The sequence below is a fragment of the Microcoleus sp. PH2017_08_TRC_O_A genome (assembly GCF_020738665.1).
Classification (GTDB): domain Bacteria; phylum Cyanobacteriota; class Cyanobacteriia; order Cyanobacteriales; family Microcoleaceae; genus Microcoleus.
Genome location: NZ_JAEQCE010000026.1, coordinates 19,123 through 44,173 on the forward strand (window position 1 = coordinate 19,123; position 25,051 = coordinate 44,173).

General features: G+C 46.1%; 23 protein-coding genes. 14 read left to right on the plus strand and 9 right to left on the minus strand.

What is annotated here, in order from left to right; translation table 11 throughout:
- Nucleotides 1–122 precede the first annotated feature (122 nt).
- A complete protein-coding gene (locus JGK22_RS11035; RefSeq protein ID WP_293207338.1) occupies nt 123–1,634 on the plus strand; it encodes a carotenoid oxygenase family protein in 1,512 nt (503 codons plus the stop codon).
- A gap of 124 nt (nt 1,635–1,758) precedes the next feature.
- Nucleotides 1,759–2,661, plus strand: coding sequence for a DUF4436 family protein (locus JGK22_RS11040; RefSeq protein WP_293191904.1), 903 nt, complete (start codon nt 1,759–1,761; stop codon nt 2,659–2,661).
- A gap of 285 nt (nt 2,662–2,946) precedes the next feature.
- Here JGK22_RS11040 and JGK22_RS11045 read toward each other — a convergent pair whose 3' ends face one another.
- Nucleotides 2,947–3,801, minus strand: coding sequence for an SGNH/GDSL hydrolase family protein (locus tag JGK22_RS11045; RefSeq protein WP_293312873.1), 855 nt, complete (start codon nt 3,799–3,801; stop codon nt 2,947–2,949).
- A 294-nt stretch (nt 3,802–4,095) separates the two neighbouring features.
- Here JGK22_RS11045 and JGK22_RS11050 point away from each other — a divergent pair, with 294 nt between their 5' ends.
- From JGK22_RS11050 to JGK22_RS11095, 10 genes are all read left to right on the plus strand, one after another.
- Nucleotides 4,096–4,191: a nucleotidyltransferase domain-containing protein gene (locus JGK22_RS11050; RefSeq protein WP_293191989.1), complete on the plus strand. Its 96-nt coding sequence runs from the start codon at nt 4,096–4,098 to the stop codon at nt 4,189–4,191.
- 57 nt (nt 4,192–4,248) lie between these two features.
- Complete coding sequence (locus tag JGK22_RS11055; protein WP_293182792.1) at nt 4,249–4,461, plus strand: hypothetical protein; 213 nt, start codon at nt 4,249–4,251, stop codon at nt 4,459–4,461.
- A complete protein-coding gene (locus JGK22_RS11060) occupies nt 4,458–4,739 on the plus strand; it encodes a type II toxin-antitoxin system mRNA interferase toxin, RelE/StbE family (RefSeq protein ID WP_293182794.1) in 282 nt (93 codons plus the stop codon). The genes JGK22_RS11055 and JGK22_RS11060 overlap by 4 nt, the downstream gene beginning before the upstream one ends.
- Before the next feature lie 129 nt (nt 4,740–4,868).
- Nucleotides 4,869–5,378, plus strand: a complete 510-nt coding sequence (locus JGK22_RS11065) for an RDD family protein (protein WP_293196260.1) — start codon at nt 4,869–4,871, stop codon at nt 5,376–5,378.
- Nucleotides 5,379–5,416: 38 nt separating this feature from the next.
- Nucleotides 5,417–5,605, plus strand: coding sequence for a 50S ribosomal protein L33 (gene rpmG, locus JGK22_RS11070; RefSeq protein ID WP_293182798.1), 189 nt, complete (start codon nt 5,417–5,419; stop codon nt 5,603–5,605).
- Between the two features lie 211 nt (nt 5,606–5,816).
- Nucleotides 5,817–6,032 carry a 30S ribosomal protein S18 gene (gene rpsR / locus JGK22_RS11075; RefSeq protein ID WP_006631377.1) on the plus strand — a complete coding sequence of 72 codons (216 nt, stop codon included), beginning with the start codon at nt 5,817–5,819 and terminating at the stop codon, nt 6,030–6,032.
- Between the two features lie 302 nt (nt 6,033–6,334).
- A complete protein-coding gene (locus tag JGK22_RS11080; RefSeq protein WP_293207336.1) occupies nt 6,335–8,344 on the plus strand; it encodes a ribonuclease R family protein in 2,010 nt (669 codons plus the stop codon).
- Nucleotides 8,345–8,863: 519 nt separating this feature from the next.
- Nucleotides 8,864–10,309, plus strand: a complete 1,446-nt coding sequence (locus JGK22_RS11085) for a 1-acyl-sn-glycerol-3-phosphate acyltransferase (protein WP_293182802.1) — start codon at nt 8,864–8,866, stop codon at nt 10,307–10,309.
- 453 nt (nt 10,310–10,762) lie between these two features.
- Nucleotides 10,763–11,656, plus strand: a complete 894-nt coding sequence (locus JGK22_RS11090; RefSeq protein ID WP_293312875.1) for a histidine kinase dimerization/phospho-acceptor domain-containing protein — start codon at nt 10,763–10,765, stop codon at nt 11,654–11,656.
- Nucleotides 11,657–11,902: 246 nt separating this feature from the next.
- Complete coding sequence (locus tag JGK22_RS11095) at nt 11,903–13,342, plus strand: IctB family putative bicarbonate transporter (protein WP_293217050.1); 1,440 nt, start codon at nt 11,903–11,905, stop codon at nt 13,340–13,342.
- Nucleotides 13,343–14,191: 849 nt separating this feature from the next.
- Here the strand turns inward: JGK22_RS11095 and JGK22_RS11100 are convergent.
- The 3 genes from JGK22_RS11100 to smpB all read right to left on the minus strand — a co-directional run bounded on the left by JGK22_RS11100 (nt 14,192) and on the right by smpB (nt 16,325).
- Nucleotides 14,192–14,422 (minus strand): Osc7112_2153 family protein, encoded by a 231-nt coding sequence (locus JGK22_RS11100; protein WP_293185323.1) that lies wholly within the window; start codon nt 14,420–14,422, stop codon nt 14,192–14,194.
- Complete coding sequence (locus tag JGK22_RS11105; protein WP_293185324.1) at nt 14,419–15,144, minus strand: tetratricopeptide repeat protein; 726 nt, start codon at nt 15,142–15,144, stop codon at nt 14,419–14,421. Before JGK22_RS11105 ends, JGK22_RS11100 begins: the two co-directional genes overlap by 4 nt.
- A 713-nt stretch (nt 15,145–15,857) precedes the next feature.
- Nucleotides 15,858–16,325: an SsrA-binding protein SmpB gene (gene smpB, locus JGK22_RS11110; RefSeq protein ID WP_293185326.1), complete on the minus strand. Its 468-nt coding sequence runs from the start codon at nt 16,323–16,325 to the stop codon at nt 15,858–15,860.
- A 138-nt stretch (nt 16,326–16,463) separates the two neighbouring features.
- Between smpB and xrtO the strand changes: the two genes are divergently transcribed.
- Both xrtO and JGK22_RS11120 read left to right on the plus strand, forming a co-directional pair.
- On the plus strand, nt 16,464–18,014 hold the full coding sequence (xrtO, locus tag JGK22_RS11115; RefSeq protein ID WP_293185328.1) for an exosortase O: 1,551 nt from the start codon (nt 16,464–16,466) through the stop codon (nt 18,012–18,014).
- On the plus strand, nt 17,992–20,856 hold the full coding sequence (locus tag JGK22_RS11120) for a TIGR02921 family PEP-CTERM protein (protein ID WP_293203345.1): 2,865 nt from the start codon (nt 17,992–17,994) through the stop codon (nt 20,854–20,856). Before xrtO ends, JGK22_RS11120 begins: the two co-directional genes overlap by 23 nt.
- A 248-nt stretch (nt 20,857–21,104) precedes the next feature.
- Here JGK22_RS11120 and JGK22_RS11125 read toward each other — a convergent pair whose 3' ends face one another.
- From JGK22_RS11125 to JGK22_RS11145, 5 genes are all read right to left on the minus strand, one after another.
- Nucleotides 21,105–21,575, minus strand: a complete 471-nt coding sequence (locus JGK22_RS11125) for a cupin domain-containing protein (RefSeq protein ID WP_293185330.1) — start codon at nt 21,573–21,575, stop codon at nt 21,105–21,107.
- Between the two features lie 625 nt (nt 21,576–22,200).
- On the minus strand, nt 22,201–22,509 hold the full coding sequence (locus JGK22_RS11130) for a Rieske (2Fe-2S) protein (protein WP_293185331.1): 309 nt from the start codon (nt 22,507–22,509) through the stop codon (nt 22,201–22,203).
- Nucleotides 22,510–22,562: 53 nt separating this feature from the next.
- Nucleotides 22,563–23,231 carry an HAS-barrel domain-containing protein gene (locus JGK22_RS11135; RefSeq protein WP_293185341.1) on the minus strand — a complete coding sequence of 223 codons (669 nt, stop codon included), beginning with the start codon at nt 23,229–23,231 and terminating at the stop codon, nt 22,563–22,565.
- A 170-nt stretch (nt 23,232–23,401) separates the two neighbouring features.
- Nucleotides 23,402–23,593: an NAD(P)H dehydrogenase subunit NdhS gene (locus tag JGK22_RS11140; protein ID WP_293185343.1), complete on the minus strand. Its 192-nt coding sequence runs from the start codon at nt 23,591–23,593 to the stop codon at nt 23,402–23,404.
- A gap of 198 nt (nt 23,594–23,791) precedes the next feature.
- Nucleotides 23,792–24,862, minus strand: coding sequence for an Mrp/NBP35 family ATP-binding protein (locus JGK22_RS11145; protein WP_293145049.1), 1,071 nt, complete (start codon nt 24,860–24,862; stop codon nt 23,792–23,794).
- Nucleotides 24,863–25,051: the final 189 nt, after the last annotated feature.

The following is a 25,051-nucleotide window of genomic DNA, read 5'->3' on the forward strand; positions in this document are numbered from 1 at the left end:
GAAAATAGACTGCGAATATCTTGATAGTTTTCTTTCTGCTATTTTTCTCTCCTTTATTTCTTTCTTTCTCTCTGCGCTCTCTGCGCCCTCTGCGGTTAAATCAATAAAAGCTTATTCTACCAATGCAAAACTTACAAACTTCCCCAGCCAAAACAGTAGCCCCAAACTTATCATACGATCGCAAAGACTGGCAGCGTGGCTACGAATCCCAACCCAACGAAGCCGACTACTGGATTGACAACATCGAAGGCGAGATCCCAGAAGGCTTACAAGGCACATTCTTTCGTAACGGGCCCGGATTATTGGATGTCAACGGATCGCGCATCCACCACCCCTTTGACGGCGACGGCATGATTTGTGCGATCGCAATTTCCCAAAAACGCGCCCACTTCCGCAACCGATTCGTGCACACCGAAGGCTACCTCGCCGAACAAAAAGCCGGAAAAATCCTGCACCGAGGCGTATTCGGCACACAGAAACCCGGAGGCTGGTTAGCCAACATCTTTGATGTCAAAATCAAAAACATCGCCAACACCAACATCATTTATTGGGGCGACAAACTGCTAGCACTCTGGGAAGCAGCACAGCCCTACAGACTCGACCCCCGCAGCCTAGAAACCCTCGGATTAGAAACCCTAGACGGCATCTTACAACCCGGTGAAGCCTTCGCCGCCCACCCCAGAATTGAAAAAGGGAAAAATGGCAAAGGAGACAGATTAATCAACTTTTCCGTCAAGCCCGGTTTGTCAAGTACAATCACGATTTACGAACTCGACGAAACTGGCAAACTATTGCAGAAACACGCCCATGCAATCCCGGGTTTTGCCTTCCTACACGACATGGTAATTACCGAGAATTACTGCATATTCTTCCAAAATCCTGTCAGCTTCAATCCCCTACTTTTCCTGTTAGGATTTCGGAGTGCAGCGCAGTGCATTAAATTTTCGCCAAACAAGCCCACCCAGGCAATTTTAATTCCGCGCAACGGCACTGACGAGGTAAAAATATTAGAAACCGAACCTTGTTTTGTGTTCCACCACTGCAACGCCTGGGAAGAAAACGGCGAAGTTTTTGTAGATTCAGTTTGCTACGAATCATTTCCCACTGTCGAACATGACGGCGATTTTCTGGAGATTGATTTTGACACCATTCCAGCGGGCGAGTTGTGGCGGTTCAAGTTAAATCTGCAAGACAAAACCGTGCAGCATCAAGTTGTGGAAACTCGGTGTTGCGAGTTTCCGACTTTGCATCCGAATAATGTCGGACAACCTTACCGATATCTTTATATCGGCGCCGCTGACTCTGCCACTGGGAATGCTCCTTTGCAAGCTATTCTTAAAATAGATTTCCACACGGGTGAAAGGCAAGTTTGGAGTGTCGCGCCGCGCGGCTTTGCTGGTGAACCAGTTTTTGTTCCCCGTGATTCAGCCGTCTCGCCTGAGGCTGCAAGGGCTGAAGATGACGGTTGGCTGCTGGTTTTGATGTATGATGCGGCTAATCATCGATCGACCTTAGCGATTCTAGATGCCCGCGACATCACCAAAGGCCCCCTAGCGCGCCTGCATTTAAAACAGCACATTCCCTACGGTTTGCACGGCAGCTTTACACCAAACGTACTGCTTCCCGAGAACTAAGATAAAATAGGTTTGTAGTGAGGACTTTAGTCCGCATCCGTCAGAGGACTAAAGTCCTCACTACGAACCTTTTGTATTGCGGGGAATACTAACAACAAGTCAATACATAAAATATCCCTAATTAATGCAAACTGTCAACAAATCAAATATCAAAAAAATACTTATTTTAATTTGCAGCCTCGCCGTAAGTTTGGCAATTATCTTATCTATTTACTCTCACAATGCTAATGCCCAAGAGCCTTACAGCCCCTCTCCAGATACCGCTGTAGCCCCCAAAGGCTTGGTTGAGGTCAAAATGACCGTAATTGGCGTAGACCCGATTAAAAACGAATTAGAAACCCGCTTGCAGTTCGAGCTTAAAGGTATTTATAAAAAAGGGCCTACTTACCCGGCTCAAGATTTATTAATGACAGTTAACGGTGCCAATATCGAGGATTCGGAAATTAGCTTTAAAGAAGGCAAACCGATGATTGTCCCGGCATTAAAGTTTAACTTAGTCAAGGGAAAAATCAACAATTATCCGTTTGACACGCACATTGCTAAAGTAGCTATTTCAATTGACCCGCTGGCTTCAATTGGCAAACAGTTTGCTCCCTTCCAACTAAATCCTGTGCCGCTGGAATTTAAATTTAATGCCGATGTTCCCGGCTTCGATATCAGTTATAAGCCGATGGAAGAGAATTCATCTATATTTATTTATATCGATGTTTCAGCCACGCGATCGATTCCGGTAAAATTCTTTTCCTTGGTGATTATTGTGATCATGTGGGTGCTGTCAATCATGGCGCTGTTGCTAGCATTAAAGGTGATGAAATCTGGCAAGTTGCCGGAAGTCGGAATGTTGAGTTGGACAGGTGTGATGCTGTTTGCTTTTCCCGGCATTCGCAACTCTCAACCGGGAGTTCCGCCAGTGGGAACTGCTAGCGATTTCCTGTCATTTTTTTGGACGGAAATGATTGTTGTGGTAGCGTTGGTGATCATCGGTAGCTGTTGGTTGAAGCGCTATCATCCGCCGCTTGATGATTAATACCATTTATGAAAAATATGGCTGCGAAAAAAAATGACTTGTTTCCATGCACCCTAAGTATCAGGTGCGTCGCTGTGAGATTGTCGATTGGATTTAGGGATTTTTTATGGCGACGCACCCTACAAATACTAATGACTACGGCTTGTTTCCTCAACCCTCTTTGTCAGGTGCGTCGCTGTGAGATTGTCTGTCAAATTTAGAGATTGTTAAGGGCGACACACCCTACAGCTACTTCTTTCCTTCTTCCTTCTTCCTTCCTTCTTCCTTCTTTCTTCTTCCTTCTGCTCAATTTTTCACCTGCAAATTTTCAATATCCTTAGCGGGTACTCCCAAACCGCGCAATATAGTAAAAGCAATGATTCGATATCCCGACGGATTCGGGTGAACTCCATCGGCTGCTAACAAATTTAGAGTTTTTCCGGCGTGTTTTTGATAGGTGCCGATAACTTCCCGAAAAGGCGCATTCAAATCGATAAACAAGCACTGATTTTGCTTGGCAATTTCTCGCATCGCCACAACATATTCTTGCAACCTGCGATTTTCTGGGCCGTCGAGAATCTCGCGGATGGGAGTAGGAGAAAGCAGCACGACTCGAATTCCTGCGGCTTTTGCTGCCAGTACCATTTGAGTTATTTTGTCTATATATTCTGCCAGCGGTAATCCCGCAGCTAGGTTGCCTTGCGGATGAAATTGCAGGTTTTTGAAGTCGAAAAAAGCGTGCCAAACGTCGTTAACTCCGGCGTTGATCGTGACTAAATCTGGCTTTTTGTCGATCGCATCTTTCTGAAAACGCGCCTGCATATCACTCGCCTTGTTACCGGAGATTCCCGCGTTGACGATCTCGATTTTGCGATCGGGATACAGGGCATTTAGATAGCGTTGCAGCAGCCAAACGTAACCTCCTGGGTATTTCGCCGCTTCGGTGATGCTGTCCCCCACAGTCACAATTATGCGCTTCCCGGCGAGCACGTTTTGGATTTCGGGCGGCGGCGATGCTTCGGATACAGGTTCTTTAAACACGGGAATTAAGGAGTGAGGAATGTTGAACGCGATAACAGCAGCAATTACGGCGAGGACAAGTCTGATTAACACTTGCTTCAGCGGGGATTTGGGACGGGGCGATCGCACATTTGCAGACATTACACAGTTTTTGACGAAAAGTTTAAGTTTTGATCTTGGGATTTCCGGGCAAGAGTTTCGGTGATTAAGAATATCCTAACAGTCTTGGCAGTTGCTATATAATTATATTAAGGGCTTTTTTGACACTCCTGATGTGAACGCGGGGGGCTTCCACGAATGGATCTGTAAGTCTGTAAAGTTTCAAATTAAATTGATGCTTGAGGAAATCCTATGCTGAAGTTACAATAGTTATTAAAGTCCAAGGGCGAGGATATCCTGGCGGTGGCGCTGCGACATGGGGCGTTTAATGTACGGGTGTTTGGTTCGGTGGCGCGGGGTGTTGTCGATGAGAGTAGTGATATTGACCTTTTGGTGGATTATAACGGAATAAGGATTAAGCCGTTTGATTAAGGATTGGGTTTTGGCGGAGGCGAAATATTTCGTTGATTTTAGTTTAAAGGAGGCTGTATGATGACTGTACAAGAAATTATTGCTCAGGTCGAAAGTTTATCAATAGAAGATCAGGATCAGTTGTTTGAGCTAATCCGCAAGCGACGGATTGAAAATCGGAGGGATGAAATTTTGGCTAATGCTCAGGAAGTTTTTAGGGCTGTAGAGACTGGAACAGCCATGAGAGGAACTTTTGAAGAGTTGAAGTCATATTTATTGGAGGAGGAATGATTTTAACAACAGATCCGAGTTTCAAAAGAAGTTTTAAGCGATTAATCAAAAAAAATAAGCAATTACAAGACCAGATATTAGAGGTTTTAGAATTGTTGGGCGATGATCCTTTTAATCCGGCTTTAAAATCTCATAAGTTAACGGGGAAATTGGACGGTTTATGGTCTTGTTCAGTGGCCTATGATTGTCGAATCATTTTTGCTTTCAAAAAAGATGCTACAACAGGTGATGATTTAATTGTCTTGGTTGATATTGGAAGCCATGATGAGGTTTATTAATATGTAGCTGCGCCTTGACCTTATGCCCTACGGCTTCAAGCCCCTTGATTTCGATTACGATAGAAATAGGACTTACCCATTTCAAAGTAATTCTTTTTTTGGCCTATGAGTTCCGACCTAGTTCCCCTCTTGCCCAAAGTATCACTCGATCGCCGCGCCGGTGCCTTCTGCATTGACGCGATCGCCGTTTGGATACCCAGTTTGCTTCTCGGTACAAATCCGATCGCCCAAACCTTTCTTTTTGTCCTGCTGTGGATGATAATGCGCGTAGCCATCGTCAGGAAAAACCAAGGTCAAAGTCTCGGGCGCTGGGCCCTGGACATGAAAATTTTCGATCCTAGATTCCAACGGACTCCCGGAGTGCAAGAATTGTGCAAGCGCGAGGCATTGCTGGGCTTTTGCGCCGCCCTAGCCTTCGCAGGTGTAGGTGGGCTCACCTCCACTAACGCGGGCGTCTTGCTGCTGATGTTACCACTGGCGATCGACTGTAGCGTTGCTTTCACCGACGCAGAAAGGTTTCCCCAAGCTTTTCACGATCGACTCGGTAGGACGATCGTCATCGGAACCAAGCGCGGCTACTCGCTTGACATCAAAGTTAGAAGATTGCTTGACCAAGTGCAGACAAATGTGAGACGATAATAAATTGTGTTTAAATTAGTCGAAATTTATTTAGAATTATGGCTAAAGGCGTCCGCATCATAATTACCCTAGAGTGTACTGAGTGCCGAACAAACGCGAGCAAACGCTCCAAAGGCGTGTCTCGGTACACCACGACCAAGAACCGTCGCAACACGACGGCACGGCTAGAACTCAAAAAGTTCTGCCCCCACTGCAACAAGCACACTACTCACAAAGAGATCAAGTAGGGAATGGGGCATGGGGCATGGGGAATGGGGCATGGGGCATGGGGAATGAGTAGTATTTAAGGATTAATGGCTAATAGTTTCTACTATCGCAGTCATTTAAGAATCTTTTAAGAATTACTGATTACCGATTGCCAATTACCAATGACCAATGACCGATTACCAATGACCAATGACCAATGACCAATGACCGATTACCAATTACCAAAGAACCATGACTTACTTTCGCCGGCGCGTTTCGCCAATCAAACCAGGAGACCCGATCGACTATAAAGATGTCGATTTGCTCAAAAAATACGTCACAGAACGCGGTAAAATCTTGCCCCGCCGGATTACCGGTTTGACGGCAAAACAACAGCGCGACCTGACCCGCAGCATCAAAAGAGCAAGAATTGTAGCTTTGATGCCCTTCGTAAACCAAGAAGGCTAATTGGATTTTGGATTTTAGATTTTAGATTTTGGACAAAAATAGGACTTACGCGAAAACAACGTCTTTTTGTCGCAAGCGATGGTAGCTAATAGCTGGCAATATTTGGTATTGAGTCGCTGGTGCGTAAGTCTTAATCAAAATCTCAAAAGTTAAAAATTAAAGCACAAAAAGCAGAACTTTTTAGATGTTAGTTTTGACAATTGATTTAAAAAATGTAAACATCCAAAATCTAAAATCGGAAGCAAAGAAACTCGATAAGTGGCAACTGTAAAAATCCAAAATCTCAAAAATAAAGCGGGCAAGTGGAGAAGGGAACGTTAGTAGAATTTAGAGTGCACGGCGACCGCCGCCTGGCCGTTGCCGATCGCCCTGACGGCAAGAAAAACTGGGTAGTGGTAGACGAAAACGGTCAACCGCACAGCATTCCGCCAAAACAAATCAGCTATGAAGCAGTCGGAGAAACTTACAAACCCTCCGACATTTCCAAATTTCTTAAAGAAGTAGAAGCTTACTCAGATCCGTCGAGTCTAGAAGTAGCTTGGGAACTTCTAGTGGGCGACGGAGAAAATACAGATCCAGAAGCCCTGGCTATGCTGCTATTTTCCGATCGCACTCCGGCGCAATGTTATGCAGCTTATTGTTTGCTGTCCACAGATAAACTGTATTTTAAACAAAAGGGCGATCGCTACGAACCGCGACCAGTTGCCCAAGTAGCCGAAATCAAACACCAGCAAGAAGTAGAACAGCACCGACACCAAGAATCCCAAGGATTTTGGGATCGAGTTAAACGGCGGCTGGCTGGGGAAAATAATGTAGATTGGGCAACTAGCGATCGAACTCGCCTCGATGCCCTAGAACGCTTTGCTACCCTCGGAGAAGAAGCAACTCACCGCACGCCGGCCTTAGAAACTTTAGCCAGCTTACAACGTCCCGAAAACCCCGAAGCAGCATTTCAACTCCTAGTCGATCTCGGCCTGTGGAGTCCCCACGAAAACCTGTTTTTGCGGCGAAGCCAAATTCCCCTACAACTATCGGCAAAGGTATTAGAAGTAGCGCAAAGCTGCCTAGAAGAACCCTCAACCGACTCAGACACAGATCGTCTCGATTTAACTCACCTCAAGGTTTACACGATCGACGACGAAAGCACTACGGAAATCGACGACGGACTCAGCCTAGAATTCCTCGAAAACGGCCAGCAGCGTCTGTGGATACACATAGCAGATCCGACCCGCTTGCTTTCCCCCGGAGACGAACTCGACCTCGAAGCCAGAAAGCGCACCACTACAGTGTATCTGCCCACGGGCATGATCCCCATGTTTCCCCCAGCTTTGGCAACCGGGCCGATGAGTTTAATTCAAGGTAAAGAGTGCAGCGCCCTCAGCTTTAGTGTCACCTTAGATGAAATCGGCGCGGCCCAAGATTACAGCATCCATATCAGCAAGATCAAACCCACCTATCGCTTAACCTACGATGACGTAGACGAAATGCTGGAGTTGGGAATTGAAGCAGAACCGGAAATAAGCGCGATCGCCTCGGCGGCAAAACTGCGTCAAAAATGGCGCGAAGCCCAAGGCGCCATCAGCATTTTCATGCCCGAATCCGTCATCAAAGTCCACGGCGACGAGATCAAAATCCACGTCATCGACGACTCTACAGCCAGATTGCTAGTAGCGGAAATGATGATTTTAGCTGGCGAAGTCGCCGCCCGCTACGGTCAAACTCACGAGCTGCCCATACCCTACCGCTATCAGCCGCAGCCGGAACTCCCCCCAGAGGAAGAACTGCTGGCCGTGCCCGCTGGCCCAGCCCGCGCTTGCGCCGTGCGCCGCTGTATGCCCCGCAGCGAAATGGGTCTGACCCCCGGACGCCACGCAGGTTTAGGTTTGGAATCCTACACTCAAGTTACTTCCCCGATCCGCCGCTATACCGACTTGCTGACTCACTTCCAAATTAAAGCCCACCTGCGGGGCGAACCACTGCCTTTTTCCGCCCAAGAAATACAGGATATTGTGATGTGTCTCGGTACCGCAGTTAGAGAAGCCTCTACCGTGGAACGCCAAACAAACCGTTATTGGGGATTGGAATATTTGCGGCGCAATCCTGATGAGGTTTGGGAAGCTTTGATGCTGCGCTGGTTGAGGGAAGATAGCAATCTGGCTTTGATTTTGTTGGAAGAGTTGGGTTTGGAGTTGGCGATGCGATTTGGTCGATCGGTCGAAATTGGCGATCGGCTAGAAGTCAAAGTCACTCACTGCGATCCGCGATCGGACGTGATTAACTTCCAAGAGATGATTTTTGAAGCAGCACAATAGGATTTTAGATTTTAGATTTTAGATTTTAGATTTTGGATTGCCAAAATCTTACTGACAGGAATTGTGCGTTTGCGGCTATAAACCAATAAGCTTAAGTTAGCAATCTCATTGAAGTGGGTTTTGTTTCTCTAGGGGCGGTTGCAAGCGCCGTCTTATATCATGTCGAGTCGATTACCATCACAAAAACCGTTTGTTTGTAGTGCGGACTAAAGTCCGCTTTCAGGCTGCGGACTAAAGTCCGCACGCGCGATCGAATCTGATTGCGGTAAATCGATCGCACATGATTAACTAAGGAACTAAAATTTAATAACTTACACTCTTAAAAGTGGGATGGGCCAGAAGATCCCGTTCTTTCTGGACGGGCGGGACGCCCATCCCACAAGAACAATAAAAATTGTAAGTTAAGCTGTTGTGCATTTAAACTGTATGTCAAGAAATAATTCAAGTCTTGTGGGATGGGCTTCTAGCCCGTCCCGAATATGCAATTGAAATGCACGACAGAAAATTTAAAATCGCCAAATGCCCAATTCTATAAACCAAGTTCAGCCACCGCTGGAATTCATACCCCCAGCCTACAACCCCCTCATCGTCAATGGTTGTCAGCAAATACTCCCCTGGTGGCTGCGATTTAAGACAAATATCAGCCACATTCAAGCCGAAAACGTCGAAACCCTCGCCGAACTCTTCCACCAATTTCAAAATCAAAAAGTTCGCTTCTTACTCGCCTTCCGCCATCCCAACTCCGACGATCCCTACTGTTTGGGACAACTAATTTGGAAACTCGTTCCCCAGGCGGCGCGCGCCAAAGGCATTCCCCTGCAATTCCCGGTACATTCCCACTTTATCTACGATCGCGGAATTCCTCTGTGGGCCGGTTCTAGCGTCGGCTGGCTATATTCTCGCCTCGGCGGTACTCCGATTGTGCGCGGCAAGATCGATCGCGCTGGATTGCGATCGGCCCGCGATTTATTCGCCAACAGCCAATTTCCCATCGCCGCCGCCCCAGAAGGCGCCACCAACGGTCACAATGAAATAGTTAGCCCCCTGGAACCGGGAATCGCTCAAATGGGCTTCTGGTGCGTTGAAGACTTGCTAAAAGCCGGACGTACTGATGAAAAAGTGTTGATTGTGCCGATCGGCATTCAATACCGCTATGTCAATCCACCCTGGGAACCCTTAGAAAAACTTTTAACTCAATTAGAAATAGATTGCGGACTTCCAGCCTTAGAACCCACCGAGATTGCTAAATTAGAGGCAGAAAATCTCGCTCCCGCAGACCAGCATCACAAATTCCAATATCTGCGCCTGATTCGAGTTGGCAACCATTTACTAACAGTAATGGAACAGTTTTACGCCCGTTTTTATCATCGAAATTTACAGTTAAAAACATCTTCTTTGACATTAATACCGCTGCCCGAAACAACGACAAACGATTCGGAAAATGAAGCGATGATTCCTCGACTGACAGCACTGTTAGACGTAGGCTTGCAAGTAGCAGAAGAATATTTTAACTTGAAGCCCAAAGGCAGTTTGATAGACCGCTGCCGCCGTCTGGAACAAGCAGGCTGGGACTATATTTATCGAGAAGATATCAAAGATATTGCAGGACTTTGTGCCTTAGAAAGAGGATTAGCCGATCGCCTCGCTGAAGAAGCAAGTCTGCGGATGTGGCACATGAGACTTGTCGAAAGTTTCGTCTCAGTCACCGGCAGATACGTCCAAGAAAAGCTCACAGCAGAACGTTTGGCAGAAACAACTTTACTGCTGTGGGACGTACTGACTCGCATCAAAGGCGGAAATCCTTTCGGCCGCCCTTCTTTGGGCAAACAGCAGGTGCAAATGACCGTGGGCAAACCGATATCAGTGGGCGATCGCTGGGAGGGATATCAAAGCAGCCGCAGGGTAGCAGTTGCCGAACTCACTCAAGACTTGCAATCCGCTTTAGAAGGAATGATTAAATCTTAATTAGTCCGAATCTGCAATTAGGAATAGGGAAGTAGGAAGAGAGACGCAGGAAGAGAGAAGCAAAAATAAGGATGATATAGCAACCGCCACATAGGTTAGGACATAAATCATGTCATGAATAGATCCTATAACCCTTTAGCATAAACGGTTTGATTCTCGTACTACGTAACTGTCAACTGTCAACTGTCAACTGTCAACTGTCAACTGCTATATATTGCCTTTGGGTTGCCACTCTATTTTTAATTCGTGCAGCAAACAACTTGTTATAAACTTGGGGAAGATGTATAATAAGTAACTAAGTATCAGTGCCGGTTAATCACTGATAATAAAGTTGTTTCGTTCGGCGTTTTAAGATTTTGAGGGCTGCCGTCCTCAGTACAAACTTAATTAGAATTATTTAACCGGACTCGATCTAACAATAAGCGCTCGATAATGAACCAACAAAAATAACCGATGAATAACAAACCTATCGATTTATCTACTAACTCAATTAAAGTAAAACTGCTGAATCATTTAGCGCAAGAATTGCTCACCCCGCTCACTTCTGTCCTCGGCATGGCAAGCGTATTGAACCAAGAAATTTACGGCCCCTTAACGAGCAAGCAAAAAGAATATATCGACGTGATCCAAGACAGCAGCCGATCTTTGCGATCGCTAGTTGAAGAAATTTTGGAACTGGCAGATCTAGACGATACCGCTTTCACATTGAAGCGAACCGCAGTTGATATAGAAACTTTGTCTCAGCAAGTTGTGACAACCCTGTCGCCAGCAGCCTCTAGACGAGAGCAAGAAATTAACTTGTCAATGGGGCCCGGGCCGCGCATCTGGCTGGCCGATAAGGATAAAGTTCAGCAAATGCTGCACCACTTAATTTTTAGCATTATTCAATCGGCTGGGGCAGGCAGCGTGATTCGAGTCCACGTTTCTCGGAAACAAGACGGTATCAATATCGGAGTTTGGGTTTTTCATCCTTGGTTGGGTGAAAGTTTGCCCCATGCTAAACTCTACTCCGACTACTTGTTGAAGGTCGGAGCCGATCGCGGTGCGCGATCGAACTCCGAAACCGATTCCCTGGAATTTGAACCGGAAGTCCCGTCACAGCAACAGGCTTCGCAGCGATTAACGCTGGCGTTTTCTGAGTTGGCGGCTTTGGTGGCCGAGAATGCTGCGGATACGGCACCTGTGTTAGCTGGTTACGGCGCTAGGGAACGCTTGGGGCTGCTGCTTTGCTGCCAGTTGGTGGAAATTCAAGGCGGCAAACTCTCGATTCAAGGCACTCCAGAATCTGGATATCGCTACGTGCTCTGGCTCCCCTGTACCAATGCTACCGAGTTGTTGGAAAGATGAAGTCAGTTGGCAGTTGACAGTTGACAGTTGACAGTTGACAGTTGGCAGTTGGCAGTTGGCAGTTGGCAGTTGGCAGTTGACAGTTGGCAGTTGACAGTTGGCAGTTGGCAGTTGTTAGAAATAACAAATACCTTTTTCCCTGTTTGCCCAATGCCCAATTCCCGATGCCCAATTCCCTGTTTGGCCAATTCCCTGTTTGCCCGATGCCCAATTCCCGATGCCCAATTACCAAGTACAAATCTAAAAATGAATTCAGTTTGGCAACAGTTAACTCTGGCAAATTTGCCGCTCTCTCAGTGGCAAAGTGGCAGTTATTTATTGAATTTGGCGATCGGCTCTTTGCGCGGTTGGCGGCAGAGTAGCTGGCTGATGCAGTGGGCCGAGCCCCTGGGTTTTGTTTTGCTCGCCTTGACGTTCGGTATGGGCCCATTTGTAAACAACGCCCTGGTGGGTGTGTTGATGGCTGCTGCCGCTGCGTTTTGGGTGCTGCTGACTGTTTCGGACGATCGCGCGATCGCCCTCACACCCATTCACTTGCTGGTACTTTTGTACTGGGGCATTGCTACCGTCGCCACAGCAATGTCGCCGGTGAAAGCCGCCGCTTTTACAGGCTGGACGAAGCTAACGCTGTATTTGCTATTTTTTGCACTGATGGCGCGGATATTGCGAGATTCCCGTTTGCGATCGTGGTTAATAGCCGTATATCTTAATGTTGCTTTAATTGTCAGTTTCTACGGCGTGCGGCAGTGGATTGATAAAGTGCCACCATTAGCTACTTGGAACGATCCGACTTCTACTCAAGCCGATGTCACCCGAGTTTACAGTTTTTTGGGCAATCCCAACTTGCTCGGTTCCTATTTGCTACCAGCCATTGCCTTGAGCGCCGCCGCACTTTTTGTGTGGCAAGGATGGGGAACCAAACTTTTAGCGTTGACGATGCTGGTAGTGAATTGCGCGTGTTTGCGCTACACCGACAGTCGCGGTGCTTGGATCGGTTTTGTGGCTGTGCTGGTGGTGTTTTTAGTCCTGCTTTGGTACTGGTACAGCCCTTTAATGCCTAGGTTCTGGCGCACTTGGGCGCTGCCGTTAGGGTTAGGAGGTTTGGCTGGAGCGTTAATTTTGGGAGTAGCTTTGGTGCCAGCCTTGCGCGATCGAGTTTCGAGTATGTTTGTCGGCCGCGGCGACAGCAGCAACAATTTTCGGATTAATGTTTGGACGGCGGTGATTGACATGATTCGCGATCGGCCAATCCTCGGCATTGGGCCCGGAAATACTGCTTTTAATAAAGTTTATCCGCTTTATATGAAGCCAAAATTCACTGCTTTGAGCGCTTATTCTGTGCTGCTAGAAATTGCCGTCGAAACTGGTTTTATCGGTTTAATGTGTTTCCTGTGGCTGATGACTGTTACCGTCAATCAAGGTTTGTTGCAGATCAAAAAATTGCGCGACGCACAATTTAACAGCTCTCATTTAGAGGAAGAATCCCCAAATCTCAAATCAAATCAGGGGTTTTGGTTGATTGGGGCGATCGCCACTTTAACTGGTATGATGGCTCACGGTTTTGTCGATACAGTTTGGTATCGGCCGGAAGTTAATATGCTTTGGTGGTTGATGGTGGCGATTATTGCTAGTTTTTATAGCAATTCTCAGCAGCAGCAAGATTCAGGTTTGACACAGGGCGAGTAGAATAGCGATCGGAAAAATCAGGTACCCCTGGGTAATCACCGAAAAGCTTGCGGTTCAAAAATCGAACTTATAAAAGTAATGGCGGGGTTTTATCCCCGCCCGGTAAGGATTCCAGTTCCCAAAAAGCAGACAGCTTTCCTAAAGCTGCAAGCGATGATTTGACACTCTCCGACCTGAAGGTGCGGAGATTCTTAAGAAGCTTTGACACTCTTAAATACGCTGTCAAGACACATCTAGACGTTCAAAACAACTACCTTTTGGTGTTGCAATTACGCTTACTTTTTTGATTTATGCTTTCGTTCGCACTTCTCAACACTAAGCCAGTTCGGTACGCTCCCCATCCTGCGCTGCTTGGCTGTGCCATAGTCTTTCTCAAACAAAGATGTTGAGGGTGTCTTACTGCCCGGAATTTCACCGTTCTAGGAATGGTTCTACGCGTAGTTGATACGCCTACTTGTTCCACATTGTTAAAAACTATAACACAGATTACTGGCAACCTAAAGGTTGCAACTGCGTTTCATCCCCGGCTTGAAAGACCGGGGTTCTCACGCGACGCGCTATAGCCTTTCTCAAATAAGTGAGGTATGCCCTATGCCCTATGCCCTATGCCCTATGCCCTATGCCCTATGCCCTATGCCCTATGCCCTATGAGCACCGCACTGTTACTGAAAAAGGCTATAGTCATCAGTCATTTCCAATTCTTTAATCTCAAATCTCAAATCTCAAATCTCAAATCTCAAATGGTATAAGGTGCACAGCGTGCACCTACATAACTACTACTACATACTACATACCTGTTAGTTGTAAAGTGCTAGTGGCGAACTCTACAAAAATTATCGAAAATAACTCTTATTCTTCGCTATCCGAAGGCATTGCAAATCTCGGACACGCATAATATCCATCTCTATCTTTGCACCGCCGCCACGTCGTAGACTGATTCAATTGGAACAGCGTTGCGACTGATTCATTCACTGTGGGTGTAACAGTTGCAGGAGTTGGCATTGCTCTTGAGGCTTGACTTAGCTCCATTACCGTTATAATTGCCAGCATGGCTGATGAAAGCAAAACTGTGCGTTTCATTTATTTGTTTTTTCCTCTTTTAATCGTTGACGTGCCATTCCTATCCATATATCCTCATCGAATTCTTGGGAATCCGCATACTTTAGACAAGTTTTCCACTGCGGTAGCGCTTCCTTCGTCTTTTTCATCCCTTCTAGGACTTGCGCTTTTAAGCAGTAAGTTGCAGGTCTTTCACTATCAAGCTTAATCGCTGCATCCAGATGCTGCAATGCCTCTGAATATCTACCCTGTTTCAGCCGAGCCCATCCCAAATTTTTGAGTAAGGAATATTTTACTCGATCGTCCTCAGCTAATTTTAAACCTTGCCACAGCAAGTGAACGGCAGCAGCATAGTTTTTCTTGTCTACTATATATAATCGAGCTAAATTGCTGTAAGCAGCAGGGAGACCCAGTTTGGCAGCTTGCAGGTATTTTCCTCGGGCGCACTCTAAATCTTGCACCTCTTCGCACAGCCATCCCAAATTGTAAAGAGCTGTTCGGCTCTTGGGATCTACGGAGAGGGCTAATTCATAGGCTTTTTGAGTATCAGCCAATCTATTGGCTTTGTAGTTTTCAAAGCCCTTATTATTAAACAGTGAGGCGAGTTCCGGCAACCCAAATTGCCAGCCGCCAAAGCCTACTGCTAGCATCAGTAGGAATGCCGCCCACTTGGAGTGATGATGCTTTTTTGTTGGCTCTTTCATGACATTAAAAATGTTAGCTAACGGTGTCGTTTTTAGCATCTTTTAACTTGAGAGTTGTGATATTTTGTTGTCTAGATTTAATTGCCACCCTCATGGCATCATAATCTTAGGAAATGAAGGAAGGCTTGAACTCATTTCTCATTTATGGTTTGCAACTCCACAGCCGAATGCTTGCCTCATGCTGCGATTACCTAGATGTATTCGAGCATAGGTTAACCCTTCGCGGGACTCCACAAGCAATCCGGATATTTTCAGGAAGATTGAAGATTGAAGCGGGAAGAAGGACAGTTGACAGTTGACAGTTGACAGTTGACAGTTGGCAGTTGACAGAAGAGCCCGAAGAGGTTGACAGAAGCGGTTGAGAGGACTGATGACTGAATGACTGATGATATGGTGTTCGCTCGATTAAGGGCACGCGCGAACAGTTTGTAGTGCGTCCTGGTGTCCGCTCTGAAGCTGCGGACACCAGGACGCACTACGAACCATTTTTATTATGGTTATGGATCGGACATGATAGGCAGCATCTGAGTTTTGTATTTATAGTGCGAGCGTCCCCGCTCGCGTACTATACAATACGCGAGCGGGGACGCTCGCACTCAAAAAAAAATGCTTTTTACAAAAATGAGATGCTCCCACATAATATAACTGATGACTGTTGACAGTTGACAGCTTGCCCCCTGCCCGAAGAGCACAGTCGTTGGGTTGATAGGTGACAGTTGACTGTTTACCGACTAATGACTGATGACTGATGACTAAAATTGCTTCATCGCGCGTTCCATATCCCGCTTGTCTTCGCGTTTCTTCAAATCTTCGCGCTTGTCGTGCAGTTTTTTCCCTTTTCCCAAACCGATATCAAGTTTTACCCAGCCACCTTTCAAATACATTTTTAACGGCACTAAAGTCAAACCTTTTTCTTCCACTTTGCCGATTAATTTGCGAATTTCCTGCTTGTGCATCAGCAATTTGCGGGTGCGGCGAGGCTCGTGATTAAAATAGTTGCTAGCACTTCTCCACGGCGAAATATGAACGTTAATCAGCCATATTTCGCCATTTTTAACCAAAGCATATCCGTCCCGCAAATTCGCTTTTCCTTCCCGAATCGATTTGACTTCGGTTCCCTTTAACTCGATTCCCACTTGATATGTATCTATAATTTCATACAAATGGCGCGCTTGTCGGTTGTCGCTAAGAATTTTGTATCCTGTACTTTTTTCGCTCATTTTTACCTCCGATTAAATTATTATAAGGCTAACATTTATGTATAGAAAATAGAAGCTTGACAAAACTTAATTTACGGGTCTAGGCATTACCAATTTTGCTGAGCTAAGATTTCATCAATGTGAATTTCAAGCGGTATCATGCAGCGCACCAATATTCCAGATTCGGGAATTTCAGATTCTGTTAGTCCCCCTCAGGCGGTTAATTTGGTTTGGCTGGCTCCTTTTTTGCTGGCGCTTGCTTGGTTTTGGGCCAATATCTCGGCTGTTAAGTGGCTGTTATCGTCGTTTGTTGAGATACCGGCACTGTACAAGATAGCAATTGGTTTTCTGATTGTAGCATTAGTAGTGCGATCGCCCCAACCGAGCGATCGCCCGCGCGCATTTTCCCGCAACTTCATTTTGAGGCGCAATCCGCTGCTGTTGATGTTGGGTGCAGGTGTTTTGGCGATCGCCACAGGGTGCATAATTAATATCCCACAAGTTAGCGTACTGCTATTTATCCTCGGAACTTACGGGCTGTGCGGCTTCTTTGCGGAACCGAATTTTTGGCAAAAAAACTTGCCAATTGCCGGCTTGCTGGCTTGTATTTTACCCTTCAGCAATCAGTTTAATAGCGGCCTCGGCTTGCCCGCGCGAGTGATGACTGCTCACGTAGTAGAACAGTTGCTCTCATTCCTGCACGTGGGAGCTATTTCTTCCTACGATATCCTGATTTTGGAAAACGGCATCGCTCACGTTGATATACCTTGCAGCGGCATTAAAACCCTATTAGTCGGGACGCTATTTTTGCTAGTGGCTACCTGGTTAGAAAGCCGAAAATTAAGTTTTCAATGGCTGGCAGTATGCGCTGCTAACTTGTTAATGTTGCTGTCTGCTAACGCTTTGCGGGTTGTCGCGCTAGTGCTGGTTGCCCAAGTTTGGCAACAGCCAACCTATGCAGAAATCCTCCACGTACCACTGGGAATTGTAGGTTTAGTCTGCGGTTGTTTTGTAAGTTGGTTGATGCTGCAACAAGTTCCCAAATTTCAGCCAACAAAACAAATTGATTTCAACTCGCAACGAGATTCGGAAATACTGAAAAATCAGCCTCTGGCAAAAGCCGGACTAATTGTGACGGTGACTGTTTTAGCAGGAATTTCTCAATTGTATCATGTCGAAAGTACAAAAGTAGCGATCGCCCCTTTACAACTACCCCAACAAATTATATCCGAAGCAATCCCGCTGAATCCCAGCGAACAAAGATTCTTCGGCAATTACCCAGATACAAAAGCCGAAAAAAAGAGATTTGTCTCAGGTAACTTGCACGGTTCCCTCCTCGCAGTAGCCAGCACATCTTGGCAGACTTATCACGCACCAGAGTTGTGCTTTGTAACCAGTGGCATCTCCGTTAATCGAATAGAACAAAAACAGCTAACTCCTACCGTAACCGCTCGCTGGCTGTATCTCAAAGACAACCAACTATCCGCTGCATACTGGCTGCAATCTCAAGCGCAAACCACAGATAACTTCTTGTCGCGCATCGGCAGCGACATCACCCATCGCAATCAGACTTGGGTGCTAGTTTCCATTCTTTTTGACAGTTTCGTAAATCCTGAAAATTCCGAGGTACAAGAGTTTACTGCTAACGTACATAATGCTGTCAAACAAAGCTTAAAAGGAGCAAAAAATGAAAGCAAAGCAGGTATTTGATGCAATTTTTAGAATTGTTTTTTGGGTGTGGAACCTGACATTTTTGTCAACTGTTTATCTAGGAATTTTGCCATACCTAGCAATTCCGTTAATCCAAGCAACAATAGACGGAATTATTCCCCTTGAATTTTCCTTAACCCTAACAGCACTGATAGCAGTACCGACAGTGTTTACCATAGTAGGAGCAAGGCGCTTTCACAAGCAACCATTGCAGCTAATGCGCTTGTTTTACGGAGTAGAAGCGCCGTTGTTTTTGCTCTGCTTAATCAGGCTGTTTATGCTTCGAGAACTGAATCCAGCCAGCTCGCTAATTATCGCTACAATCGTTTTGTGCATTGCAGCATTTTTAGTAGAAATGCTGTACGGATATTTTGGGAAACAAGAAAATATTGAAGATATTTCAATATCTCAAGATGCTCGCAACAGAAAGTCCAGTTCTATTGGATTCATGGGAAACAAGCGAAGTGCGTGGATACAGTTAGCATTTCACAGCTTAATGCTGCTAGTTGGAACTTGGGCGGCAACCTTGCTGATGTTTTACGCTCTACCTGTCGCATTTACGCTGGTAGTTGGATTTTTAAGTTTTGCCTGGGTAGCACCACTGATTGATTCTCTAAAGTACACTTCATTATCCATAATTTGGTGGCTACCATTATCCTTGATTCTGTTTGGTCTTACCTCCAGCTTGTTCGTAGTAATGCCTTCGCTTTACGGCTTTCTATACATCCAATCTGGACGCAAAGTATTTCGCAGTTTTGCTTCCCAATACGGAAAGAATCAAGCAATCATGGGCAGCTTGGGAGTCATGGCTGCTTGGCTGGCAATTTTCGCAGCTTTGCTACAGCAGCCGCAAATTCAAGCCATGAAAATTCTGGCAACTCCCGCAGCAAATGACACTGCGCGTCAAACTTTATTAGCCAAGTCTGATATGATTCGATCGGGCTTAGTTAATGCTTATTTATCTCCGTACCGCTATCTCAGCACTGTGGGAGAAAACAACCACATTTATGAGATGTACAAAAATACGTTCAGTTTGCCTAACACAGCGGCTCGCAACGTGCAGAACAGCTACAATTTTTTAATGTCGCCGTTTTTGTATCAAGGCTCTGATTCCGATGTTAAAAAAGCCGAAAAACTCTACGCTGGATTCTTCGATACCGAAATTCAAAAAGGTGACACGGAAGCAGTAAAGCACGCAGTGCAGTCAACATCTAACCGCCAAGAAGCTAAGGCAGGTTTGCTGAATGTCAATGAGGAAAAAGTATGGTTGCAGTCGCAAGAAGTTACAATCACAGAAAAGGGCGATTGGGCTGATGTTCAACTCTACGAAGTTTACAAAAATCAAACGCCGAACTTGCAAGAAGTATTTTATTACTTTTCACTGCCGGAAAGCGCCGCAGTTACAGGAGTTTGGCTGGGCGATACTGGGGATTTGAAAAGGCGTTTTGCATTTAGTGTGTCGCCCAGAGGTGCTGCACAGCAAGTTTACAACCAGCAGGTGAGAGAAAATGTAGACCCGGCTTTGCTCGAACAAGTTGGCCCGAAACAATACCGCTTGCGAGCTTTTCCAATTCCGGCTAAACGAGAGTTTTCGCGCACGCAAACTGATGGGCCAACGGAAATGCACTTGTGGCTGACTTACAAAGTGATGCGACAACCACAGGGTTGGGCGATGCCTGTTTTAGCAGAAAAACGTAACATTTATTGGGATGGAAATACTCGCCGCACAATTGCCGGAAAACAGGTAAATTACAAAGGAAAAGAGGCAAAAGAAACTTGGTTGCCGAGTTTTGTGCTAGCAGTTTCCCGGCAGCAAGCAATACCGCGTCTGGCAAATTTTCCGGGAGAAAATACGATTTCTGCTAAGCCACTGGTTGATGCAAATTATTCGCTACCGCAGGGCAAAAAGTTTGCAGTTATTCTGGATACTTCCCGCAGTATGACGGGGAAAACAAAGGAGGTTAAGGAGACTTTTGAATGGTTGAAAGCGAATAGTTTAAAAGCAAATACGGTTGATTTGTATGTGGGGAGTGCTGCGGGGATGCCGCCGAAGTTGGTGGAAGATTTGGGGAGTTTTGATGTTGGAAAGTTGACGTTTTATGGTACGCTCCAACTTAAGGATATTCTGCAACAGTTTGCACAGTTACGCGCCGATCGCACTTATGATACTGTATTCTTGGTGAGCGATCGCCACAGCTATGAGTTATCCGACGATCGCAAAACCAGCGTTTCCATGCCCTCACCCCTATGGACTGTGCATTTGGGAGGCTTACCACCGGCTTACGATGATGGAACTTTAAAGCTGATTCAAGATAGCGGTGGCGGAGTTTCTACCGATATCAAAGAGGCGATGCAGCGAGTGGCGACGACAGCATCATCAGGGAAATCTGCAATTAGTGTTGTTGATGGCTATGTTTGGAGTTATGCCAAAACTCCCAAGTCGGCGGCGGTTGCGAAAATAACTGATGATGAAAATGAAGGTTTTAAACCGATAGCTGCGCGGCAGTTGATAACCGCCCTTAGCAAAGAGAAAACTTCCAATCAGTTGACTCAGTTGGATGCAATGCACTCGCTAGCTAAAACTTTTAAAGTCGTCACGCCTTATTCTTCGATGATTGTGCTAGTTAATGACGCGCAAAGGGCGCAGCTAAAGGCGGCGGAAGCTAAGAGCGATCGATTTGAAAGAAAGATAGAATCGGGTAAGGAGGAGTTGACGAAACCGAACAATCCTTTGAATGTTTCTGGGGTTCCGGAACCGGAAGAATGGCTGCTTTTGATCGTTGGGGCGATCGGGCTTTTGGGGGTTTTCCTCCGTCAGCGGCGCGCCAAAGTGATAGGTTGAAAAGTGCGGTGGTTTAAAGTTAATTAACTCCTTCCCAAGCGATGTGCTTGGGAAAGAGTCATATCATGTCCGCTCTATTACCATAACAAAAACAGTTTGTAGTGCGTCGGGAGTGTCCTCCGCATGAAAGCTGACTGAAGTCCGCACTACGAACCAATCTGATTGTGCTTAATTACTCGGACACCATATGAACCCCAGATGCCAGTTCAAAACTTTAATCCGCCACCACCAAGCACCAGTAAAGTCGATTAACGCTCGATCAAAATTGCTTTCGGTTTCTGAGAATCCAGGAGAGAAGTGGAAAGCAGAATTACCAGATCTCCTGTTTCATTTTGACCGTGATGCACCATACCCCCTGCCTCAACTAAAGAATCTCCCACCGTCAGACGAGTAGTTTGGCCCGCGTCTAGGGTTTCTTCTTTACCATTGGCGCGTTTAATTTTCGCGATTCCCTGGACAACAGTATAGGTGAGTGTCCCCAATTCAACTTTGAAAATTTGCATCCCTGGATGAACGTGAGGCAGCAGTTTTGCCATACCAGGAATGGTATAACGTACTAATTCTAAAATTCTACCTTCTGCCTCACTAGGATAACCACTCGCGAAGACTTCCCGTTTCACGGTTTGACTATAGGTATTGATAGGTGGTGGTGTTTGCTGACTTCTGACAATTGCAACTGTTCCCAAGCTAATCATCACCATCAAAAAAAAAACAGGCATAGTTTTTTCATGATTTTATTTGTTGGAATATCTGGTTTTCCGTCCCTAGTTGAGATTTTATCTTTGACGCTCCTTGCCGCGTGAAGGTACGAGGAGTATGAACACTATTGAGAATGTTTGTTGGGTTATAAAACAATACGGTTTACTTAACACTATTTATGCCCGGAGATCACCCTAAATCCCCCGCATCGTTGCGGGGACTTTAAGAGCTTCTTGTCCCCCCCGCATCTCCCGGGGGGTTAGGGGGGATCTGTCTTAAGTGAACCGTATTGGGTTATAAAATTACTGGTATCACGCTCGGAACCCTTCTATTAAATGCGTGGGACTTTGTAATTTACCAGGCAACTCAGATTCTTATGCTCTGCCTTGTTTGGCTCCCATGTCGGCAAAGCCTCCCGGCGCTAGCAGGTTTGTGTTGGAAACAGCACATAATAAGATTTTGACAAATTGTTGTTACGGTTATTAACGGTTATTAACTATATAAAAAATATCTATCTTAAGGCATAGATTGCCAGACACGGTGCCGTGCCGTGTCCCTACAGGTAAAAACCTCTAATTTATTTTTCTTATTTTTTTATTCTTATGAGATTTTGTTTCAAATTGGTATGAATAAATGACTGATGAATCATGATTCATTGATGTCAACAAAAACGATTTCGCCCTCAATCTTTACGGGATAAGACTCTAGGGAATCACTCGGTGCATTCAAACATTTACCAGTATCTAACTTGAATTGAAATTTATGAAAGGGACAGGTAATGATGCCATTACTTACTTTCCCCATATCGATCGGATATTCTAAATGAGTGCAAGCATTGCGGTAACAAGTGACATTCGCACCTTGGCGATTCAAAATTAGTGAAATTCCTTCAACTTTTACCTTCAAAATATCCCGTTCGGGAATCTGATTTAGCGCTGTTACGTCTACCCACATAAAATATTTTTTCTGAGTTGTCTATACTTTTCTATTTCCATATATATCATACCCTACGGATGAATCTGACTCAAAATCACCCGCAACCGATCGTAATCATCCTTCAACAAAACACTTAAATTCCTGCCCGCTTCCACCAACCAAGATCGATCGCGCATTCGCAACTGATAAATCTCCCGAATCGTCGCAGCCGTCAGCGCATCCACAGGCGCATTCGTCACTCCCAGCAGCGTCCTCAAAAAATCCAACTGCACCGTAAAATCAATCACCTCATCCGGTTCGCAGCGATAAACCGCTTGGTGAATTTGCGGCGGGCGCGGCGGCAAATACTGATAAATTGTACCCCTCGATGGGCCGTGGCCGTTCAACCTTTCCGGTGGCTTCTCAAACCCCACAAGCGCCACTCGAAACTCGGTTTTCAGCATCGCAAAAATCTGCGGTTGTTCTTCCCGCAACTCTTCCAGCGATAAACCCAAAGCCCTAGCTCTGTGCACCGAGTCGATCGGGCTAGTGGTAGCATGGTAAACTACGCCGTAGATTTGATTTTTTGACTCTTCATCTTCCGCCTTCACCCAACTCCCAAAAGGTGGCATCACCGGAAAACTCAAGTCATCCGGTTCCAAGCATTGAGCCAAAAACTCTGTAGTTGCCGTCTCGATGACTTCAGCAATGCGATCGGGATGCCGCTCTTTTGTTCCAAATTGGGGTAAAGGTAAACGCATATTAGTCAGTTGACAGTTGACAGTTGACAGTTGGCAGTTGGCAGTTGGCAGTTGGCAGTTGGCGGTTAGCAGTTGGTTATTTATTATTTGTTATTTGTGAGTGGGTACTAATAACCAATAACCAATAACTAATAACAAATAACAACTGACTAATGACCGCTGACTAATGACTATTTCGCGCGACCAGCCGTAGCATCCACAATATCCAATTGCGATAAGCGGAACGTGATCAGCTTGTCCCAATTGCCACCTTCAAACAATACCGCGACTTTCCCGTCGGTAACTCGCTGCACAAGTCCTTGAAAGCCGTAGTAAATCTCGCCCTTATCTTTAACTCGAACTGCCGAACCTGGAAAAATCATAATTCTTTGAATGTTAAGTTTGCTCTTTATAGCTTACCGTTTCTCGTTTCTAGTTCCCAAGCAGAGCTCGGGAATTAGGCAAACCTTCGCCAACAGGAGACAAAGCTGGGAAACGAAAGTTTGTGAGACTTCTCCCAAAAACTGTTGTGGGGCAGGCCGGAGAGCCTGCCCTTGACGAACTTTTGGATGAGATGTCTATTAGGCTAGGGCTGCTACAGAAACTTTACCAGCAATGCGACCCGCGATCGCCCGCAACTCCCTCGCCGAAGCAGAACCCGGTTGTCCCACGACAATTGGCACACCGGAATCGCCACCTTCCCGCAGCGGAATTTCCAGCGGAATGCGGCCTAACAGCGGCACTCCCAACTCTGCCGCCGTCCTTTCGCCGCCGCCGGAACCGAAAATATCGTATTGCTTGTCAGGCATATCCGGCGGCACAAAATAACTCATATTTTCCACAATTCCCAACACCGACACTCCCAACTGTTGGAACATCTTCAACCCCTTGCGGGAGTCCAACAAAGCCACCGTCTGCGGCGTCGTCACAATCACCACACCAGCCATCGGCACCGCTTGGGCCATTGTCAACTGCGCGTCTCCAGTACCCGGAGGCATATCGACAATCAGATAATCTAAATCGCCCCAATTCACCTGGTAGAGGAACTGTCGGATGATTCCGTTCAACATCGGGCCGCGCCAAATTACAGGCTGGTCTTTCTCAATTAAAAACGCCATCGACACTAATTTGACGCCGTAGTTGAATGCGGGTTCGAGGCTTTCTCCGCTTTTTCCATCCCTAACCATTACTTTCGCGTCCCCCAAACCCAACATATTTGGGTCGTTGGGCCCATAGATATCGGCATCCAGCAAACCCACCTTTGCGCCGGTTTGCGCCAGGGCTACTGCCACATTCACCGCCACCGTGCTTTTGCCGACGCCCCCTTTGCCGCTGGAAATTGCGATAATATTTTTAACGCCTTCTATGCCTTGGCGATCGACCACTCCCTTCTGCTGGGGAGTCTCGGCTGTCACCTCCACAGCCACTTTTTCGACTCCTGGCAACTGTTTGACCGCTTTTTGGCAATCTTCGACAATAAATTCTCGCAGCGGGCAAGCAGGCGTTGTCAGCACTAAAGTAAAACTGACGACTCCGCCGTCAATTTTGATGTTACGAATCATGTTCAATTCCACCAAACTTTTTTGCAGTTCGGGGTCTTGCACAGGTCGCAGGATTTCTAAGACTGAACTAATATCGAGTGTACTGGGCATTGTGTTCTCCACCATAGCTCTGCAATTGTGTCAGTGAATGTTCGATCGCAAGTTTAAGTATATTTTTATTGCTATTTTTTAATGTAACTTCATAGCGATCATTTGCAGACCTGCGGTGGCATAATTACATGGCGACTGGATTTGGCAATCATCACCATCTAAGATTCAAATCTGACAACAGAAAATTTT

Excerpts from the sequence above, each read along its gene's own strand:
- JGK22_RS11035 (WP_293207338.1), top strand. The coding sequence starts at position 123 with ATGCAAAACTTACAAACTTCCCCAGCCAAAACAGTAGCCCCAAACTTA.
- JGK22_RS11040 (WP_293191904.1), top strand. The coding sequence starts at position 1,759 with ATGCAAACTGTCAACAAATCAAATATCAAAAAAATACTTATTTTAATT.
- JGK22_RS11045 (WP_293312873.1), bottom strand. The coding sequence starts at position 3,801 with ATGTCTGCAAATGTGCGATCGCCCCGTCCCAAATCCCCGCTGAAGCAA.
- JGK22_RS11055 (WP_293182792.1), top strand. The coding sequence starts at position 4,249 with ATGATGACTGTACAAGAAATTATTGCTCAGGTCGAAAGTTTATCAATA.
- JGK22_RS11060 (WP_293182794.1), top strand. The coding sequence starts at position 4,458 with ATGATTTTAACAACAGATCCGAGTTTCAAAAGAAGTTTTAAGCGATTA.
- rpmG (WP_293182798.1), top strand. The coding sequence starts at position 5,417 with ATGGCTAAAGGCGTCCGCATCATAATTACCCTAGAGTGTACTGAGTGC.
- rpsR (WP_006631377.1), top strand. The coding sequence starts at position 5,817 with ATGACTTACTTTCGCCGGCGCGTTTCGCCAATCAAACCAGGAGACCCG.
- JGK22_RS11085 (WP_293182802.1), top strand. The coding sequence starts at position 8,864 with ATGCCCAATTCTATAAACCAAGTTCAGCCACCGCTGGAATTCATACCC.
- JGK22_RS11090 (WP_293312875.1), top strand. The coding sequence starts at position 10,763 with ATGAATAACAAACCTATCGATTTATCTACTAACTCAATTAAAGTAAAA.
- JGK22_RS11095 (WP_293217050.1), top strand. The coding sequence starts at position 11,903 with ATGAATTCAGTTTGGCAACAGTTAACTCTGGCAAATTTGCCGCTCTCT.
- JGK22_RS11100 (WP_293185323.1), bottom strand. The coding sequence starts at position 14,422 with ATGAAACGCACAGTTTTGCTTTCATCAGCCATGCTGGCAATTATAACG.
- JGK22_RS11105 (WP_293185324.1), bottom strand. The coding sequence starts at position 15,144 with ATGCTAAAAACGACACCGTTAGCTAACATTTTTAATGTCATGAAAGAG.
- smpB (WP_293185326.1), bottom strand. The coding sequence starts at position 16,325 with ATGAGCGAAAAAAGTACAGGATACAAAATTCTTAGCGACAACCGACAA.
- xrtO (WP_293185328.1), top strand. The coding sequence starts at position 16,464 with ATGCAGCGCACCAATATTCCAGATTCGGGAATTTCAGATTCTGTTAGT.
- JGK22_RS11120 (WP_293203345.1), top strand. The coding sequence starts at position 17,992 with ATGAAAGCAAAGCAGGTATTTGATGCAATTTTTAGAATTGTTTTTTGG.
- JGK22_RS11125 (WP_293185330.1), bottom strand. The coding sequence starts at position 21,575 with ATGCCTGTTTTTTTTTTGATGGTGATGATTAGCTTGGGAACAGTTGCA.
- JGK22_RS11130 (WP_293185331.1), bottom strand. The coding sequence starts at position 22,509 with ATGTGGGTAGACGTAACAGCGCTAAATCAGATTCCCGAACGGGATATT.
- JGK22_RS11135 (WP_293185341.1), bottom strand. The coding sequence starts at position 23,231 with ATGCGTTTACCTTTACCCCAATTTGGAACAAAAGAGCGGCATCCCGAT.
- JGK22_RS11140 (WP_293185343.1), bottom strand. The coding sequence starts at position 23,593 with ATGATTTTTCCAGGTTCGGCAGTTCGAGTTAAAGATAAGGGCGAGATT.
- JGK22_RS11145 (WP_293145049.1), bottom strand. The coding sequence starts at position 24,862 with ATGCCCAGTACACTCGATATTAGTTCAGTCTTAGAAATCCTGCGACCT.